At 69.0% G+C, this 19,529-nt stretch carries 12 protein-coding genes; 1 reads left to right on the top strand and 11 read right to left on the bottom strand.

The annotated features are described in order from the left end of the window. Positions 1-6,204 (bottom strand): type I polyketide synthase (locus tag ABZ260_RS23730; protein ID WP_355621434.1); only part of this gene is annotated, 6,204 nt, incomplete at its 3' end. 486 nt (positions 6,205-6,690) lie between these two features. Between ABZ260_RS23730 and ABZ260_RS23725 the strand changes: the two genes are divergently transcribed. Then, positions 6,691-7,323 (top strand): class I SAM-dependent methyltransferase, encoded by a 633-nt coding sequence (locus ABZ260_RS23725; RefSeq protein ID WP_355621431.1) that lies wholly within the window; start codon positions 6,691-6,693, stop codon positions 7,321-7,323. On the opposite strand, the gene ABZ260_RS23720 is transcribed toward ABZ260_RS23725, so the two are convergent. From ABZ260_RS23720 to ABZ260_RS23675, 10 genes are all read right to left on the bottom strand, one after another. Beyond that, positions 7,320-8,441: an HAD-IIIC family phosphatase gene (locus ABZ260_RS23720; protein WP_355621428.1), complete on the bottom strand. Its 1,122-nt coding sequence runs from the start codon at positions 8,439-8,441 to the stop codon at positions 7,320-7,322. The two genes, ABZ260_RS23725 and ABZ260_RS23720, sit on opposite strands and share 4 nt — an antisense overlap. An 18-nt stretch (positions 8,442-8,459) precedes the next feature. Further along, positions 8,460-9,569: an acyl-CoA dehydrogenase family protein gene (locus ABZ260_RS23715; protein ID WP_355621425.1), complete on the bottom strand. Its 1,110-nt coding sequence runs from the start codon at positions 9,567-9,569 to the stop codon at positions 8,460-8,462. Next, positions 9,562-9,852, bottom strand: coding sequence for an acyl carrier protein (locus ABZ260_RS23710; RefSeq protein WP_355621422.1), 291 nt, complete (start codon positions 9,850-9,852; stop codon positions 9,562-9,564). The genes ABZ260_RS23715 and ABZ260_RS23710 overlap by 8 nt, the downstream gene beginning before the upstream one ends. Then, positions 9,849-10,712 (bottom strand): 3-hydroxyacyl-CoA dehydrogenase family protein, encoded by an 864-nt coding sequence (locus ABZ260_RS23705; RefSeq protein ID WP_355621419.1) that lies wholly within the window; start codon positions 10,710-10,712, stop codon positions 9,849-9,851. Before ABZ260_RS23705 ends, ABZ260_RS23710 begins: the two co-directional genes overlap by 4 nt. Before the next feature lie 118 nt (positions 10,713-10,830). After that, positions 10,831-11,862, bottom strand: coding sequence for a GDP-mannose 4,6-dehydratase (locus ABZ260_RS23700; RefSeq protein ID WP_350929125.1), 1,032 nt, complete (start codon positions 11,860-11,862; stop codon positions 10,831-10,833). A gap of 120 nt (positions 11,863-11,982) precedes the next feature. Then, complete coding sequence (locus tag ABZ260_RS23695) at positions 11,983-12,459, bottom strand: cold shock domain-containing protein (protein WP_355621415.1); 477 nt, start codon at positions 12,457-12,459, stop codon at positions 11,983-11,985. 161 nt (positions 12,460-12,620) lie between these two features. Next, on the bottom strand, positions 12,621-12,830 hold the full coding sequence (locus ABZ260_RS23690) for a DUF5988 family protein (protein WP_350929121.1): 210 nt from the start codon (positions 12,828-12,830) through the stop codon (positions 12,621-12,623). Between the two features lie 281 nt (positions 12,831-13,111). After that, a complete protein-coding gene (locus ABZ260_RS23685; protein WP_350929119.1) occupies positions 13,112-13,801 on the bottom strand; it encodes a LuxR C-terminal-related transcriptional regulator in 690 nt (229 codons plus the stop codon). A gap of 426 nt (positions 13,802-14,227) precedes the next feature. Next, on the bottom strand, positions 14,228-17,050 hold the full coding sequence (locus ABZ260_RS23680; RefSeq protein ID WP_355621412.1) for an AAA family ATPase: 2,823 nt from the start codon (positions 17,048-17,050) through the stop codon (positions 14,228-14,230). Further along, positions 17,043-19,529: LuxR family transcriptional regulator (locus tag ABZ260_RS23675; RefSeq protein WP_355621409.1), on the bottom strand; the 2,487-nt coding region annotated here is incomplete at its 5' end. The genes ABZ260_RS23675 and ABZ260_RS23680, both read right to left, overlap by 8 nt.

The following is a 19,529-nucleotide window of genomic DNA, read 5'->3' as shown; positions in this document are numbered from 1 at the left end:
CTCCACGAACGGTCCGGGTGTGGCCATCACGGTCACACCGCCGGCCAGCGCGAGCGTGCATTCCCCCGAGACCAGTGCCTGTGCCGCCAGATGCACCGCGACCAGCGAGGACGAGCAGGCCGTGTCGACCGTCACGGCCGGGCCCTCCAGGCCCAGGGTGTAGGACACCCGGCCGGAGACGACGCTCGCGGCGGTCCCGGTGCCCCGGTAGCCCTCGAACTCGCCCGCGCCCAGCATCCCGCTGTAGTCGGTGTACATCACCCCGGCGAACACGCCCGTCCGGCTGCCCCGGAGCGTGACCGGGTCGATTCCGGCCCGCTCGACGGCCTCCCACGAGGTCTCCAGCAGAAGTCGCTGCTGCGTGTCCGTCGCCAGGGCCTCCCGCGGGCTCATCCCGAAGAAGTCCGCGTCGAACTCCGCCGCGTCGTGCAGGAAACCGCCCTGTCTGGTGTACGAGCTGCCCGCGTGGTCGGCGTCCGGATGGTAGAGCGCGTCCAGGTCCCAGCCACGATTGACCGGAAATCCCGTGATCGCGTCACGGCCCTCGACCACCAGCCGCCACAGGTCCTCCGGTGAGGCGACGCCACCCGGGTAACGGCAGCTCATCCCGACGATCACGACCGGGTCGTCGGCGACCGACGTGATCGTGGCCGGAACGGCCACGTCCCGCTCGCCCAGTGCCTCCTCCAGCAGGAACTCCGCCAGTACGGTGGGCGTGGGGTGGTCGAAGACCAGCGTGGCCGGAAGCCGCAGCCCGGTCGCCGCGTTCAACCGGTTACGCAACTCCACCGCGGTCAGGCTGTCGAAGCCCAGCTCACGAAACTCCCGCCGGACGTCCACCGCCTTCGGCGAGGTGTGCCCCAGCACCACCGCCACCTCGGTACGCACCAGGTCCACCAGGAGCCGGACACGCTCCGCGGGCTCCAACCCGGTCAGCCGTCCCGCCAGCGCGCCGTCACCGGCCACGACCGACGACACCGCCGACCTGCGAACCCCCCGCACCAGCCCGCGCAGCAGATGCGGCACCTCACCACCCGCCCGCACCGCCGCCAGATCCAACCGGACCGGAACCACGGCGGGCTCACCGGAACCGATCGCCGCCTCGAACAACACCACACCCTGCTCCGGCGTGATCACCGACACCCCGGCACGCGTCAACCGGCGCGCCTGAACCTCATCCAACCCGCCCGTCATCCCCGCGTCCCGCCCCCACGGACCCCATGCCAACGACACCCCCGCCAGCCCCAGCGCCCGCCGATACTCAGCCAACGCGTCCAGGAACGCGTTCGCCGCCGCGTAGTTCCCCTGCCCCGAAGCCCCGAACGTCCCCGCCACCGACGAGAACACGATGAAATCGGCCAGCTCCTCATCAAGGGTGAGCTCGTGCAGATGCCAGGCCGCGTCCACCTTCGGCCGCAACACCGCGTCCAACCGCTCCGCCGTCAGCGACGGAATCGTCCCGTCATCCAGCACACCCGCGGTGTGAACCACCGCCGTCAACGGATGAGCGGCATCGATCCCAGCCAGCAGCGCCGCCACCTGATCCCGATCGGACACATCACACGCGACGATCTCGACCTCGACCCCATGCGCGATCAACTCCGCCTGCAACTCCACCACACCCGGAGCATCCAACCCCCGACGACTGGTCAACACCAGACGCCGCACCCCACGCTCGGCCACCACATGCCGCGCGAACAACCCACCCAGACCACCCGTACCACCAGTGATCAACACCGTCCCCTCGGGATCCCAGACCCGGCCCTCGCCCGGATCAGAGCCATCCTCGGAGCCGGAACCGCCGACAAGAGCGGAATCACGCTCGGAATCGGACCCCTCAACGAGGCCAGAGCCACCGGCGACACCAGAACCAGAAGCGGAGCCGGACGTCACCCGCGCCAGGCGCGGCACCCGCACCTCACCCCCGCGCACCGCGACCTGCGGCTCACCCGAGTCCAGCACCCCGAGCAGCGACGGTGGGGAAACCCCCTCCTCGACATCCACCAGCACGAACCGGCCAGGATTCTCCAACTGCGCGGAGCGCACCAACCCCCACACCGCCGCAGCCCCCAGGTCAGCGACCACCTCGCCGTCACCGGCCGCCACCGCACCCCGCGTCACCACCACCAACCGCGAACCGGCACACCGCTCATCGGCCAACCACCCCTGCACCAACCCCAGAACACGAACGGTCAGGGCACGCACCGACCCCACCACCGCGCCCGCCGGATCCGAGACCGCCTCGGCCACCACCACACCCGGCACCGGCCCCGCCAGCAGCGACGGCAGATCCTCATGAGCCAGAACCGCCTGCCCGGCCGCCCGCCAGGCCTCGGCGACACCCAGCACGTCCGGGCCGAGCACCGCCACCGGTGACACCTCACCCGAGGAAGGCTCCGCCAACGGCGTCCACTCCACCCCGAACAGCGCCTCCCGCTCGACTCCCCCGCCCTGGAAAGCCGCGCCAAGCCGGTCGGACGGGATCGGGCGCAGCGCCAGTGAGCGCACCGACAACACCGGCTCCCCGGCCACGTCCACCGCACTCAACGACACCGCGTCCTCACCCACCCACGCCAACCGCACCCGCAACACCGACGCCCCACCCGCGTGCAGACACACCCCACCCCACGAGAACGGCAACCGCACCCCCTCGTAACCTCCCGCCCCGTCGAAGGCCACCACATGCAACGCCGCGTCCAGCAACGCCGGATGCACCCCGAACACCCCGCCATCCACAACCCGCTCAGGCAACACGACCTCGGCGAACATCGCACCGTCCGCCCCCCGCCACGCCGCCCGCACCCCCTGAAACACCGGCCCGTAACTCAACCCACTCCCAGCCAACCGCTCGTACAACCCATCCATCTCGACCACCGACGCACCCCTCGGCGGCCACACCCCACCCTCGAAAACCTCGAACCCCTCCCCGACCCGGCCACCGGCCACCACACCGTTGTTTCCCGCACCGATCCCACCACCGGCCAGCACACCACTGGCGTGCCGTACCCAGGCATCGTGCTCACCGGCCCCCGCAGGCCGGGCGTGAACACTCACCTCACGCCGCCCCACCCCGTCCGCCGCCCCCACCCGCACCTGCACCGCCACCGCGTCATCCTCACCCAGCACCAACGGCGCGACCAAGGTCAACTCCTCGACCACATCACACCCGACCTCATCACCCGCCCGCACCACCAACTCCAAGAACCCCGTACCAGGGAAGATCACCATCCCGCCCACCACATGATCGGCCAACCACGGATGCGACCCCAACGAGACCCGACCCGTCAACAACGCCTCATCGGTATCGGCCAACCCCATGACCGCACCCAGCAGCGGATGCCGGGCAGCCGTCAGGCCCAGCCCTCGGGCATCCCCAGCCCAGGTCGGGTTCGGCCAGTAGCGCTCGCGCTGGAAGGCGTACGTCGGCAACTCCACCCGGCGGGCACCGGGGAGAACCGCCTGCCAGTCCATCGGCACCCCACGCACGTGCAGGGCCGTCAGCGCCGACATGACCGTCGTCCGCTCGTCGCGGCCCCCGCGCAGTGCCGGCACCAGCACCGCCTCCGCCTCCCCTTCGGGGTCCGTGGCGCGTGGGTGCGGATCCGGCGTCGAGTCGCTGTCACGCGAGTCCGGGACCGCGGCGAGGGTGTCGGACGCCATCGCGGTGAGCACCCCGTCGGGGCCGAGTTCCAGATAAGCCCGCACCCCCTGAGCCTGCAACGCCCGCACGCCGTCGGCGAACCGCACCGCGCCGCGCACCTGCTCCACCCAGTAATCCGGTGAGCACACCTGCTCGGCGGTGGCCGCCCAGCCGGTCAGCGTCGACACGATCGGGATCTCCGGCGGGTTGAAGGACAGCGCCCCCGCCACGGCCCGGAAGTCCTCCAGCATCGGGTCCATCAGCGGCGAGTGGAACGCGTGCGACACCCGCAACCGCTTCGTCCTGATCCCCCGCTCCTCCAGAGCGGCGGTCACCTCCAGCACCGCCGCCTCCACCCCGGAGATCACCACCGAGGACGGACCGTTCACCGCCGCGACCGACACCTCACCCTCACGCCCGGCCAGCAGCTCGACGACCTCCTCCTCGGAGGTCCGCACCGACACCATCGCCCCACCCTCGGGAAGCGCCTGCATCAACCGCGCCCGCGCCGCCACCAACGCACACGCGTCGGCCAGCGACAACACCCCCGCCACATGAGCCGCCGTGATCTCCCCGACCGAGTGCCCCGCCAGCACGTTCGGACGGATCCCCCACGAGGACACCAGCCGGAACAACGCCGTCTCCACCGCGAACAGCGCCGGCTGCGCCCACCCGGTCTGGTCGAGTGCCTCCGCCTCGGCCGACCCCGCCTCGGCGAACAACACCTCGCGCAACGACCGGCCACCCACTCCTCCAGCCGACCCCCGCTCCACCCCCTCAAGCAGCGGGTCGAGCTCCGCGACCACCTCGTCCAACGCCGCCGCGAACACCGGGAACCGCTTGTACAGCTCCCGGCCCATCCCGGCCCGCTGGCTGCCCTGACCGGTGAACAACACCGCCAGCTTGGCCTGCCTGCCATGGCCCTTGATCACACCGGTGGCGCCGCCGTCCGCGAGCGCCGTCAACCCCGCGCGCAGTTCGGCGTGATCGGCGGCGAGAACCCCCGCTCGATACTCGAACGCCGACCGCGTCGTGGCCAGCGAGAACGCCAGGTCGTCCATCGACGTCTCGGGCACGCCGTCCACATGTGCGAGCAGGCGCGCGGCCTGGGCCCGCAGCGCCTCGTCCGTCCGGCCAGACAGCAGCACGGGCACCACACCCGCGGGCGTCCTGTCGGCCGTGGGCGCGTCCGCCTCGAATTCCGGCGCCTCCTCCAGCACCACGTGGGCGTTGGTGCCGCTCACCCCGAAGGACGACACTCCCGCCCGGTGCGGCTGCCCGGTCTCGGGCCAGGAGCGCTGCTCGGTCAGCAGTTCCAGCGTGCCCGCGGACCAGTCCACCCGCGACGAGGGCGCGTCCACATGCAGCGTCTTCGGTAGCACCCCGTTCCGCATCGCGAGCACCATCTTGATCACACCGGCCACACCGGCGGCCGCCTGCGTGTGACCGATGTTCGACTTCACAGAACCCAGCAGCAGGGGCCGTTCCCGGTCCTCGCCGAACGTGGAGATCAACGCCTCGGTCTCGATCGGGTCGCCCAGCGTCGTACCGGTCCCGTGTCCCTCCACCACGTCGATGTCCGCCGCCGACAGCCGCGCGTTCGCCAGGGCCTCACGGATCACCCGCTGCTGTGAGGGGCCGTTCGGCGCGGTGAGGCCGTTGGAGGCGCCGTCCTGGTTCACCGCGGAACCACGGATGACCGCGAGCACCTCGTGCCCGTTGCGCCGGGCGTCCGACAGCAGTTCCAGCACCAGCACGCCCACGCCCTCGGACCAGCCCGTGCCGTCGGCGCTGTCGGCGTACGCCCTGCATCGCCCGCTGGGCGACAGGCCGCCCTGGCGGTTGAACTCGATGAAGGTGCTGGGCGTCGACATGACCGTCACACCGCCCGCGAGCGCCAGGGTGCACTCGCCCATCCGCAGCGAGTGCGCGGCCCAGTGCAGCGCGACCAGCGATGACGAGCAGGCCGTGTCCACCGTCACCGCCGGGCCGACCAGGCCGAGCGTGTACGACAGCCTGCCGGACATCACGCTGTTCGCCGTACCGGTGAGCCCGAAGGCGTCGATGTCGTGCGGCAGGGTGTCGCGGTAGTCCGGGGACATCGCGCCGATGAAGGCACCCGTCTGGCTGCCCCGCAGCGCGATCGGGTCGATGCCCGCTCTCTCGACGGCCTCCCAGGTGGCTTCGAGCAGCAGCCTCTGCTGCGGATCCATGCCCAGCGCCTCCCGGGGGGAGATGCCGAAGAAACCGGCGTCGAAGTCCGCCGCGTCACGCAGGAACCCACCGGACAACGACGGCGGGACGGCGTCGCCGTACTCGTCCCGAAGCCTGTCAAGGTCCCAGCCACGATCGGCGGGCGGCTCGGATACCGGATCACCGCCCTCGGCGAGCAGCTGCCACAGGTCCTCCGGCGAGGACACGCCGCCCGGGTACCGGCAGGTCATCCCGACGATCGCGATCGGTTCCAGGTGCTGTTCTTCAAGGTCGTGGACGCGTTGCCGGGTGCGCCGCAGATCCGCGGTCGCCCGCTTGAGGTATTCCCGGAGTTTCGCTTCGTTGTCCATATCAGCTCAACCCTTTTCGACGACCGGCACGAACTCATCAACTCGCCGGGCCTCGAATGCTTCGCAATCGAGTTCGGCGATCACAGCGCCACCGTGTGCGCCTCGCAGGCGGTCACCGGCGAGGCGCACGGACCCGCGCCTCGCGGGAAGGTACGGGCAGGGGGCGAGGAGTCAGGGGGTTCGACACCTTCGCAGGCACCGCACGCCGCGCCGTCCGGACTCACACCGCCGCATCGAGTTCACAAGCTCCATCCACATCGGCCCAGTCTTGGCCCGGCGCTCCCTGAAAATCATTAGTAACTGCGGCCGCGGCGCCACCGTCCCGGCCGGTCGTTTTCTTGGTGACGGCTCTACGGCGCGTCCCGCCGTGCGCGGAGACCGCACGGCCCGTGACTCTGGGGAAATGACCAGCGCGCGGGACCTTACCCTCGCGCAATGGCCGGTCAGCTTCACATCACATCAGAGTTGTCAGACTACGTTCACGAGATGTCGTCGCGGGAGGACGAGATCCTGCGTTCCCTGCGGGAGGAGACCGCGGGCCTGCCCGCGGGCAGGGCGATGCAGGTCACGGCCGAGGAGGGGCAACTGCTGGCACTGCTGGCCCGCCTCACCTGCGCGCGGACCGTGCTGGAGGTCGGTACCTTCACCGGCTACAGCACGCTCTGCCTGGCCCGCGCGGTCGCTCCCGGAGGCCGCGTCATCACCTGCGACATCACCGAGCGGTGGCCCCGCTTCGGAATGCCCTACTGGCGCCGGGCCGGCGTGCTCGACCGGATCGACCTGCGGATCGGCGACGCGTCGGACACCCTTGCCGCGCTGCTGCTCGACGAGGGGCCGGGGTCGGTCGACTTCGTGTTCATCGACGCCGACAAACCAAACTATCCGAAGTACTACGAGGCCGGCCTCGCGCTGCTCAAGGACAACGGGCTCATCGCGGTGGACAACACCCTGTTCTTCGGCAAGGTCGCCGACCCGGCGGCACAGGACGCGGACACCGACGCCATCCGCAGGTTCAACGCCCTCCTCCTGGAGGATCGTCGGGTGGACATCTCACTGCTGCCGATGGCGGACGGCATCACGCTGGTACGCAAGAAGGGCCCTGCGGAACCGCCCTGTTAGGCGACGGGCGAAGGGCTGAGGACATCGGAAAGCCGGATCTCGGGCGAAGACCCGAGATCCGGCGCGATGAGGTCCATCGTGGTGGGCGGGTCCTGCGGCGTCGGGACGAGGTGGAGCCGTTGCAGGCCGCTGACGCCGGGGGCGGGCAGCCTCCCGAGGCACGGGCAGGTCTCGCCGGTGAACCCGCTGAACCGGTAGGCGATCTCCATCATCCGGTTGCGGTCGGTCCGGCGGAAGTCGGCCACCAGGTGCGCGCCGGCGAGCGCGGCCTGGTCGACCAGCCAGCGCAGGATCACCGCGCCCACCCCGAAGGACACGACCCGGCACGACGTGGCGAGCAGCTTCAGGTGCCACGCATGCGTGCCCAGCTCCAGCAGAACGACTCCGACCGCGCCGTGCGGCCCGAAACGGTCGCTCAACGAGGTGACCAGGACGCGGTGCCGGGGGTCGTCGAGCAGCCGGACCAGCGTCTCCTGTGAGTAATGCACGCCGGTGGCGTTCATCTGGCTGGTGCGCAGGGTCAGCTCCTCGACGCGGGCGAGGTGCTCCACGGTCGCGTGCTCGATGCGCATCACCAGGTCGAGTGAGCGGATGAACCTCTCATCCGGACCGGTGAAGCCGGACTTCGCGGCCTGCCGCCGGAAACCGGCCTGATACATCTCCCGCCGACGCCGGGCGTCCTCGGTCACCGTCTCCGGGCTGAACTCCGGCAGCCCGGCCAGCTCGGCGACCTGATCGGCGGAGTAGCACCGTACGTCGGGAAGATGGAATGCCACCTCGGCCCGCTCCGCGGCCTGGTCGTCCACGAACGCCATCGCGCCGTGGGCGAACCGCAGCTCCTCCGCGATGCGCCGGATCGAGCCGGACTTGGGCGACCAGCTGATGTGCGGCAGCACGAAGTACTCCGCGATGCCCAGCTTCTCAAGCTTCGCCCAGGCATGGTCATGATCGTTCTTGCTCGCGACAGCCTGCAGGATACCCCGGGAGTCGAGCACCTGGATGAGTTCACGTACGGACTCCGGCAGGCGGACCTCGTCATCCTCCAGCAGGGTCCCCTGCCATAGCGTGTTGTCCAGATCCCACACCAGACATTTCACCATCGCGGTCTTGTCGAGCACCTGTTCTCCTCGTCTCGGTCAGCGCGACTGCGCGACGGCGTGCTGGGCGAGAATGAGCTGGCAGATCTCAGTGCTGCCCTCGATGAGTTCCATGAGCTTCGCATCCCGGTAGGCCCGCGCCACCACGTGGCCGTCCTGCGCCCCCGCCGACGCCAGCACCTGTACGGCCGCCGCCGCACCGCGTGCGGCCTCGGTCGAGCCGACGTACTTGGCCAGGACCGTGGCGATCACCATCTCCGGCGACCCCGCGTCCCAGCAACGGCTCGCGTGCTCGCAGACCCGTGTCGCCGCCTGCTCGGCCGCCATGAGCTCGGCGAGGTACCGGGCCACGAGTTGGTGCTCCGCCAGCGGCCGGCCGAACTGCCGACGGGTCCTCGCGTGCGAGCCTGCCGCGGAAAGGCAGGCCCGCAGAATCCCGACGCAGCCCCAGGCCACCGATATCCGGCCGTAGGCCAGAGCCGTGGTGACCAGTAGTTGGAGTTGCTGTCCGCCGCCGCCGAGCACGGCGCTCGCGGGCAGCCGGACGGCGTCGAGGCTGACGTCGGCGTGCCCGGCGGCCCGGCAGCCACTCGGGTTGGGCACCGGCCGTATGGTGACTCCCGGAGCGTCGGCGGGCACGACGACGGCGGCGCCGCCGTCCCCGTACCGTCCGAAGACGACGATCGAATCGGCGTAGCGGGCCACGGTGGTCCACGCCTTCTGCCCGTCGACCACCACCGTGTCGCCGTCGGCACGTATTGTGGTGGCCATCGCCGTCACATCGCTGCCGGCGTCACGTTCACTGAAGGCGACGGCGGCCAGCTCGCCGCCGGTCAGCCTGGGGAGGTACTCCTGCCGCTGGCGGGCGTCACCAAGCCGTTGGATCGTCCACGCCGCCATTCCCTGTGACGTCATCACGCTGCGCAGGGAACTGCACAGGCTGCCCACGTGTGCGGTGAAAGCGCCGTTGTCCGAGCTGCCCGCGCCGATGCCGCCGTATTCGACCGGCACCTCGGCGCACAGCAGGCTCTGCTTGCCAAGGGTCCGGAGCATCTCCACGGGGAGGACACCGGCAAGGTCCCATGCCGCGGCCTGGTCCCCGACCAGGTTCGTGACCTCTTCGCACGCGTCGGCGCGCCATTCAGGCATGGTCCGCCACCGGTGTGTCAAGCAGCCGCAGGACGAGGGACGTCATCCGCTCGACAGTGCGGAAGTTGTCGAGTTTCAGGTCCTCCCCGATGATGGCGATGCCGTACGCCTGCTCCAGGTAGACGACCAGTTCCATGGCGAACATCGAGTTGACGAGCCCGGAGGCGAACAGATCCTTGTCGACGGCGACGTCCGTCTTGATCCGCTCTTCGAGGAACTCGTGGATCCGCTGCTGGACGGTGTCGGGGGTCGACTGAACCGTCTCTTCTGATCTCGTGTTCACGAGAGCACCTTCTCGTAGTCGTAGAAGCCTTTACCTGACTTGCGTCCGAGGTGTCCTGCGGCCACCTTCTCCAGCAGCAGCTCACAGGGTTGGAAACTCGCGTCGCCGGTACGCTCCCACAGCATTCGCAGCGCGTCGGCCAGGTTGTCCAATCCGATCAGGTCGGCCGTGCGCAGGGGTCCGGTGGGATGCCCGAGGCAGCCTCGCATCAGGTCGTCGACCGACTCGGCGGTGGCCACGCCGGCCGCGACGATCCGCGCCGCCTCGTTGATCATGGGGTGAAGAAGCCTGCTCGTGACGAACCCCGGGGCGTCCCGAACGACGATCCCGCGGCGCCCCATCCGCGCCAGCAGCTCGGTGACCGCGGTCATGGTCTCATCGCTCGTCCGGTCGCCCCTGATCACCTCCACCATCGTGATCAGGTAGGCCGGGTTCATGAAATGGATGCCGACCAGCTCATGCGAGCGGTCGGTGAATCTCCCCAGCTCCCCTATCGGGATGCCCGAGGTGTTGGAGACCAACGGTGTGCCGGTCTTGACCAGCCTCGACACCTCGCCCAGCACTTTCGCCTTGATCTCGGTGCCCTCGGTGACCGCCTCGATGACCGCGGTGGCGTCGGCGACGGCCTCAAGCTCCATGGTCGTCGTCAGACCGGCCGCCGGGCGCTCTGCCGGCACCGCGCCCATGAGCCGTGCGTGCCGGAGCTGGAGGTCGATGCGGCGCCGGGCGTCGGCGAGCTTGTCCTCCGACACGTCGACGAGCACGACCGGGATACCGTGGCCGATCGCCACGACGGCGATACCCGTGCCCATCACCCCGGCACCCACGACTCCCAGACGAGCACCTTCCACTTCACTCATCCCTGAGCCTCACATAACGGTTGGAGTTTGCCCGTCCCTGTGCTTCACGGATCGCTTCTCCTGATGCCCTGGCACAGGGACGGTCGTAAGGACAGGACGCATGAGAGCTCCGGTGAGCTCACCAGCTCGATGCGAGGATGAGGTCTCCGAACTCCCGCTCGCGCGAGGCGTTCTGGAGATCGGATTCCACCATCATGTGCATGAGTTGCTCGAAGCCGACGGTCGGCTCCCAGCCGAGTTCGGCTCTGGCGCGACTTGGATCGGCGCAGAGGGTCTCCACCTCTGCGGGACGCACAAGCCCCGGATCGATGACGACGTGGTCCCGCCAATTCAGTCCGACGTACTCGAAGGCCATCCGTACGGCGTCATGCACCGAGTGCATGCAGCCGGTGCCCACGACGTAGTCGGTGGGCTCGTCCCGCTGCAGCATGAGATGCATCGCGCGGACATAATCGCCGGCGAACCCCCAGTCGCGGACCGCGTCGAGATTACCGAGGTACAACTTGTCCTGCAGGCCGAGTTTGATCTGGGCGACACCGAGGGAGATCTTTCGCGTCACGAATTCCGCGCCCCGGCGCGGCGACTCGTGGTTGAACAGAATGCCGGAGACGCCGTACATGTTGAACGACTCACGATAGTTCCGGGTGATGAAATGGCCATATGTCTTCGCCACCCCATAGGGGCTGCGCGGGTGAAAGATCGTCGTCTCGTGTTGCGGACTTTCCACGACCTTGCCGAACATCTCCGAGGACGATGCCTGGTAGAAGCGGATCTGACCACTGCTGTCGGTGCGGGACTTGTCCAGCCCGCACACCAGGCGGATCGCCTCCAGCGTCCGGAGCACGCCCATCCCGTTGACCTCGGCGGTCAGCTCGGCCTGCTGCCAGGACATCGGGACGAAGGAGATGGCGGCGAGGTTGTACACCTCGTCGGGCTGCACCTTGTCCACCGCCGTGACCAGGCTCCCCTGGTCCAGCAGGTCACCGTTGACGAACGACAGGTCGCTGACAAGGCGACTGATGCGGGACTTTCGGGGATTGGCCTGCCCTCTGATCAGTCCCCAGACCTGGTATCCCAGGGACAGCAGATGCTCAGCCAGATAGGAACCGTCTTGGCCGGTGATACCGGTGATCAGCGCGCGCCTGGACATGCACTTTCCTTTCAGCACCGCGGACGAGTAATCCGATCGGACACCATCGCGACCGCGAAGGCGCTGACGGTGCGCCCACGGCGGGAATCGAGTCGGCCCAGGGCCGACAGCCCGCGAACGCTACTCATCGACCCAGCCGTGCGTCTGAGCGAGTTCGACGAGGCATTTGCGGACGCTCAGGATCTGCTCCGCCGTCATCGTCGGCACGGCCGCGAGCACGGCTTCTGTGATCTCCCGCGTCAAGTCCTTGACGGACAGCACGTCGCAAAAGCCGGCGTCGTTGCCCTGACGATCGGGTGTGGAGGTGGCCGGTTCCCGTGACGCCGTCGCGATCGGCGCGGGTGCCGGCGTGGGCCTCGGTATGGAGGACAGCGGGAAATTCGGCCCGCCGGGCCGGTCGAGCACGCGGACCCGGGACGCCTTCAGACCCTTGCCACCGTTCTCGACCAGGAATTCGACCCGCGTGTCGACCGAGATGAGACGCTTGTCGCCATCAAGGTCGTTGACATGCATGAAAACGTCTTCGCCGCCCGGGTCCGGGGCGATGAAACCGAAACCGCGGAATTCGTCGAAGCTGATGACCTTACCCGTTATCATGACCACACCTCACGAGAACCACGCTCCCCGAATTGAGGAGCCCTGCCAGGAGAACCACCCGTCGCGACCACCCAGGATTCGCTCACGGCTTAGCCGAAAGCCGAATCTCCGGCGACACGACACATAGGATCCCGCTCGTTTCGGGAACCGGCCGACTACATTTACTCGGCTATTTTGGTGCGTTCGGACCACTGGAATACCGGGAGATTCTCCCCCTCGATCACCAGAAACTCACCGTTGTGTACGAAGTGCTCATACCCCGAGCCGAGAAGAATCTTCACCTTCTCGTTCGGATTGTCCGTCCGTCGAACGTGATCGCGAGTGAACAAGCGCTCCGGTCCACCGGCGAGCACAATTTTTGCACTGGTCACGATGACACCTCCCTTACGATGGCGGTCCTTTGGAGAACGTGATCGGGATCGGCGGCGACTTTCCGTCGAAACCGGCCGGGACCATCCGGTCGAGGCCGCGCCGGAATCGCTATACCAGAATAAGATGAATATCACGGAGCAATCGGGTCAAGCCATCGGATCAATGGCCCTCCACACCGGCGCCGCCGGTCGCTCCGAACACTGGTCTTTCCACTGGTTTCCGGCCACTCAACTACGCGGTCAGTCAGATCACCGCGCGACCGCCGGCCCATTAAATGGACTTATTTCACGAATTCGGGCAGGACCCGGGGCGGCCAGGAGCCGAGCCGGAAGATGCCCATGGAGTATGCCTTGGAGACCAGGGCCGGGCGGTTGCTGGCCTTCAGCTTTCGCAGCAGCGTCGTCACGTGGTATTCCACACCGCCGCGGCTGAGGTACAGCATCGACGCGAGCTGCACGGTCGACACTCCCGCCGCCACCCCTTCGATGACGCGCGCTTCCATGCTGCTCAGCAGCCTCTTTCGCCCGGTCAGCAGGTCGTCACGCTGCTCCCGATCGGATCGCACCAGCACCATGATGCTCTCGACGTAGCCGGCCTCGTCGTGCAGCGCGATCCCGGTCAGCTCACCGCCGAGCACGGTGTGGTCCGGCCGTACGGCGATCATGCGCTCTTCGAAGCGGGCGCGCTGGTGATCCGTCAGACGGGCGAACTGCTGTCCCATCTTGTCGCGGACGCTCGGGTGCAGCAGTTCGCAGAACGCCCGCCCACGAATGTCCGCCAGGGAACGTCCGAACTGCCGAGTAAATTCGAGATTCGCCTCGATTACCCTGGTCGCGTGGTCGAGATTCGCCACGCAAATACCTGACTGGTCGAAAAACGAACGGTATTGATCTATGCTGTCAGTGGGTTGACCGACCAGGAAAAACTCTTCTTCCTCATCGACCAGGGCGGCTCCGGCATCAATGCTCATCTGATGACCATCCCTCTCCTCCGGTAGACCAGGCGATGCCCCGGTAACTTCGGAGTAACGGCTGAATCCACTTATTAGTATGATATTAACCAAACGGAAAGCGAGTCAACACAAGCCCACTACAGTCTGTGAAAGACTGTGGTACGCAGGGCGGTTGGTTCGGAGCTTGCGGTGCGGCCCCTCGGTCGCGTTCGGTACCGAACTCCCGTGCTTCACAAGGCGGTTCGGGTCCCATTCCAGGAACGTTCCATGAATCGAGATGCACGGTTCCACGTTGACAGACGGCAGCGCGGCGGGTCATCCAAAAAATGATGAATCGCGATCCAGATCGCGCCGGGCCGGCGAACGGCGACGCCCGTCGTCACCGGACGGTTCCCTTATGGCCGCGCCGTCAGATAAAATATAGTCGCATGGCCTTTGTGCGGCCTATTCGCCCGCGTTCCGCGCGCTCAACTCTTCGACGAGCGCCGCCCTGCCGCTCACCCCGAGCCTGCGATAGGTACTCGTCAGACTTTTTTCGACGGCGCGGCGGGTTATGCCAAGAGAATCGGCGATCTGCTGGTTCGTCCAGCCCTGCAACACGAAGGCGACGACCGTCTCCTCGGCCTTGGTCAGTTCACCGCGTTCCGGCGCGACCAGCCGCAGCACCGGGCCGTTCAATTCCGAGTCCTCGTCGCCCTCGGCCCATGAGACGCCGCGTTCCCGGGCGGCCCGCCTGCCCTCGGAGATGAAGTACTCCGCGTCGTCGGAACCTGTTTCGGCAAGCCTTCTGCCGAGAATCGTGAGCGTCCGGGACAGCTCGATCCGATCCTCCGAACAACGAAGCGTGTCAACGGCCTGCCGGAGGAGATCGATGCCCTCCCCACCCGGGGTGATCGTGCCACGCAGCCGCAGCGCGCGACCGTACGCCGCGGGTGCGCCCCATGCCCGCGCGAAGGCGTGCTCCTCGTCGACCAGCTCGGCCGCCACCTGCGTGCGACCGAGCCGGTGGTTCATCGCCGCGGCCCACACACGCCAGGGGTACAGCGCCGTGTTCGTCCATCCGCAGCGCGACAACTGCTTGCCACTGTCGAGGAACCTGTCCAGCGCGGCAGGCAGATCGCCGCGCACCGCGTCCAGCATCCCGCGCACCATGCGATGCGCCACGACCACGCGGAGGTCGCCGCTCTCCGGACTCGTACGAATCACTCGCTCGCCCAGCTCGACGTCCCGCGTCTCGAGCGCGACCATGGCGAGCGTCCAGATGGACAGCGTCGTCGCCTCCGGCCAGGCCGGGTCGGCGTTGTCGACCACGCTCAGCGCGGTGCTCTTCGCCTGGGCCAGCTGCCCGGACGCGCGAAGGATCGCGCTCCGCTCCGCGTTGACCAGCGCGGTGACTCCATCGAGTGCCTGGCGCTGGGCCTGGTCACGCACCGCGTCCAGCCACTGGGCCACCGGTGCCGCCGCGTCGGCGAGGACGAGGGCCGGAACCAGTAGCGGGAGGGCAGTGTAGGCGTGCCCGGCGCGCGGCGGCTCTCGCTCCAGGATCCGGGTGGCCAGCGAGGAGATCTCACCGGCCGTGACGCCGCCGGTCACGGCCGCCGCGTACCCGAGCACGGCCAGCAGCTCGCGCCCGGCGCCGGTGGAGATCGGCGCATCCGCGCCGAACCCCCGTAACCGGTCGGCCGCCGTACCGAGATGCGCGGCGTCCTGAATGCGAAGATAGCGGGTACGGGCTTCCAGCCGCAGGCCGAGATCCCCCCGGGCGTGTGCCGGTCCAAGCTCGTGGAGCCGGCACGCCACGTCCTGGACGAGCGCGCCCAACGACGGGTTGACCGCGCCGAGCGCGGGCGGGATCCACAGTGCCGCCGCCGCGCGTTCCTCCGCCGAGGTGAGCATCGGCACGGCCTGCGCGATGTGAGTGACCGAGGACGCGAGGTCGACCCCCCGCTCGGCGGCGGCCAGGTCGACCAGGCGCCGGCCCCGAGCCTCACTGTCGGGCGGGCAGTGCAGCAGCGCGTGCCGGAGGTAGCGGACCGCCTCCCTCGCGGAACCGCGTTCGAGCGCGGCACCGGCGGCCGCGCGCAGGGTGTCGATCTCCCACGGCTCGTACCCGGAGGTGACCAGCAGGAGCTGGTCGGCGACGTGTTCGGCGGGGTGCCCGGCATTGTGCAGCAGCGCCGCCGCCCGGCGGTGCATCAGCGCTCGCGTGTTGACGCTCATCGCCGATTCGATGCCGTACCGCACGCTCTGGTGGACGAATTGCGGGGACTCTCCGCCGGCGAGCAGGCCGAGGCGGTCCAGGGTCTGTACCGCGGACTTGTAGTCGATGCTGTCCAGGCCGGCGAGCTCGCTGATGAGCTCTGGCTCCGCCAGGTCTCCGAGCACGACCATCGCCCGCGCGAGATCCTGGACGATCGCGGGCTGGATCCCGAGGCAGAACATCCGCCGGTCGCGCAGGAACGGCTGGCTCGCGGCGCGAACCTCACCGGCCTGCGGCGATATCGGCCGGAAGCCGGCCGTGCGCAATCCGCGAAGCGCCGCGACCAGTGAAGCGGGGTTCCCACCGGACACCTCGTGGCAGGCCCGGGCGAAGTCGGGATCGCATGCCTCGCCGAACTGCTCGCTGATCAACTGGCGCACGCCCTCCGTTGACAGCGGCATCGGATACAACGTGCGAGCCGCCGAGGCGGCGATCTCCCTGAGCAGCGTGTGGTCGGAGGCCTCGCATTCCTCTGAGAAGGCTCCCGCGACCAGAACTCGCGCGCCGTCCAGACGCTTGGCGAGGTACGCCAGCCAGCGCAGGGACGGCGCGTCCACCCACTGGAGGTCGTCGACCATGATCAGCAGGGCTTTGTCCCTGCTCAGATTGACGATCAGCGAGTTCAGCCCCTGCAGGATCGCCTCTTGTCCGAGCGACCGCTGCGGACCGATGGACCACGACCCGCCGAGGAACATCCCCCGCACCACACTCGCCGCACCCCGGAAGCAGGCCGCCCATCGGGCCTCCGGCACTTCGGCCACGAGCGGCTCCAACAACTGCTGGGCGATGCCGAACGTGAAGTCCTGTTCGAGTAGCGTGCCGCTGGCGCGCAGGACCCGCGCGTGCGGGGCGGCCGCGTCGGCGAGGGAGCGCAGCAGGGCCGACTTGCCGACACCGGGCGAGCCTATGACCGCCATCATGGATCCGTCGCCCGCCTCGGCCGCGCGGACCGCCTGCTCCGCCCGGGCCAACTCCTTTCCGCGTTCCAGCAGCATGGAATCAGTCACCCACTTTCCGCGGTGCCGGGATCGGGGCCAGGAGCGAGGCGAGCTCGTTACGGCTGGTGACGGCGAGCTTGCGGTAGATCCCGGTCAGCCGCAGCTCCACGGTTCGGACGCTCACCGACAGGGTGCTCGCGATGTAGGCGTTCGAGCGGCCCGCGGCAGCCAGCCCGGCGATTCGTTCCTCCTGGGCGGTCAGCAGATGCCTCGTTTCGTTCGGCGTCGGTGCTCTTTCCTCGGCGGCCTTCTCGGTGAGTCCACCGGGAGGTGCGGGGATCTTCCTCGTGGTCTCCTCCAGCAGGCTCAGCGCCCCGGGACGCTCCCCCGACGCCATGATCAGCTCGGCCGACGCCCTCGCGTAGGAGCCGCGCGACACCGAGTCCCGCAGGACCCGAACGGCGCGTTCGAGTTCGCTCATGGCCTCGGCACCGCTCAGCACTCGCGACGCGCACAGATGCGCCAACCCCAGCGTGCTGGGGGCGCCCCAGTCCCGCGCTCGCTCCACCGCCTCCATCGCCAGTCGCCTGGCGGCCTCGGTGTTCCCACACGCGCTGTGCGCCGCGACGGCCACCGATCGCCAGGACAGCACCGCAGGATTCGTCCACCCCCTGGCCAGCAGGAGACGTCCGCACTCGTTGATGTCGCGCAGCGCGGTCTCCGGATCGGCCAGCTCCATGCGCACCTTGGCACGCGCGTACAGCAGCATCGCCCAGGCCGCGCCCTGGTCCGCCCCTGAGGGCAGTTCCTGAGCCAGCACCTGCTCCGCTTTTTCCACGGACTGGCCGGCGAGGTACAGGCACGCCTCTATCGCGACGAAGTAGGGAACCGCTCGCGGGTGCCACGAGGTGAGCGGCAGCTCCGCCCGTGCCGCCTCGAAGTCACACGCCGCCTGTCCGAGGTTGCCCCGCCGCATTTCGCATCGGCCGCGCTGGATCAGCGCCAGCGCGGCAGGCGCCCGTGCGCCACAGCGTCGGGCGTCGGCCAGGACCTCGTCCAGCCCGATCACCGCCTCGGCCACCTCGTCGGCGAAGAACAGCGCCCTGGCGGCGTAAATCCTCGGACCGAACGGCTGCTCCTCGCCCTTGACCTGGAAGGCCGTCCTGGCCAGTTCCCGCGCCCGGGACATGCGCTCGCCGCGGGCGGCCAGCATCCAGGCCGCGATGCCCGCCTGCACAGGATCTCCCGACCGGTCAGGCGGGTCCGGGAACGATGGCACGGGCAGCACCGGGTCGGTCGTGCAGTCGTTCTCCGCCAGCCAGCCGATGGCCGCCAGCGACCCGAGGTCCGCTCCACTCTCCTCTCGCCGCGCGTAAGCCGTCGCGACGGCGCGATACGTGGCGGACGCGTCACCCCTGGAGTTGAGCAGATCGGCCGCCCGTACGAGCGCCGCGACCGGCACCTCGGGCCCGCTGTTCAACAGCACCTGCTGGAATCGCCGGTCGCTCGTCGCCGGGCTGTGGCCCACCTCCGTCATCGCCAGCTCGATGAGCAGCCGCTGCCGCTGCTCGTCTCCCGCCGGCTCCCGCAGTGCGCGGCCGAGCAGGGCGGCGGCACCCTCGTGATCACCATCGAGACGACGCCGCCTGGCCACTTGGCGCAGCAGGTTCACCACCCACTCGGCGCCGACCGGCCGGGCATTGAGCAGCAACCGGGCCAGCCGGTCCTCCGGAATCACCGCCCGGTACCCGAGCTCGACGGAGCGCGTCGCCAGCGCCTGCCGCTCCCCGACGTCCATCCCGGCCAGCGCCATGTCGGCGACGAGGGGGCTGACCGGCCGTGGATCCTCCCCGCCGGTCACCAGCCCCAGTCGTACGAGGACGGACAGCGCCTGCTCGGGAAACATCGTCTTCGGCGACGCCAGGGACGTGAGCAGGTCGAAACCGAGGCCGTTCTCGCAAACCGCCATCACCCGGAGCAGCGCGAGGGCATCCGCGGGCAGGCGGGACAGGGACCCGGCCACCCGGTCGCCGCTCACCTCGGCGGCCCGCTCCAGCAAGACCGGGACGTACCGCGCGACAGGCGACAGGGAGGCGTGCGCGAAATGGTCGAGTACGGCGAGCAGGGCCGCCGGGCTGCCCCCTGTGGCCTCGGTGGCGGCGGTCACGAACGCTCCGTCGACGGGTCCGGCGTACCGGGAGAGGATCACCTGCCGGACCCCGCGCTCCCTCAGCGGCGGCACATGGATCACGCTGTGGGGCACCGGTCCGGGCTCGGTGGCCGATCCGGTGGCGCCGCCTTCGCCCTCGCCGAGGGCCCTGGCCTGAACCAGGAGTATCGGAACGCCTCGCAGCCGGTGTGTCATGGCCGCCAGCCATGCCTTCGATTCCTCGTCCGCCCACTGGGCGTCGTCCAGGGCGATCAGCAGCGGATGCTTTCGGGCGAGCGCCACGAACTCCCCGCACAGCGCCGGGATCAAGGTCTCGGCCGGCTGGTCTTCCACCCACAACCGCCGCGCGAAGGCCAGATATCCGGTGCCGGCCAGCCC

The sequence above is a fragment of the Streptosporangium sp. NPDC006013 genome, from assembly GCF_040614275.1.
In the GTDB taxonomy this organism is placed as follows: domain Bacteria; phylum Actinomycetota; class Actinomycetes; order Streptosporangiales; family Streptosporangiaceae; genus Streptosporangium.
Note: the sequence above shows the minus strand (reverse complement) of the source record. Positions and strands in the feature narration are given on the sequence as shown.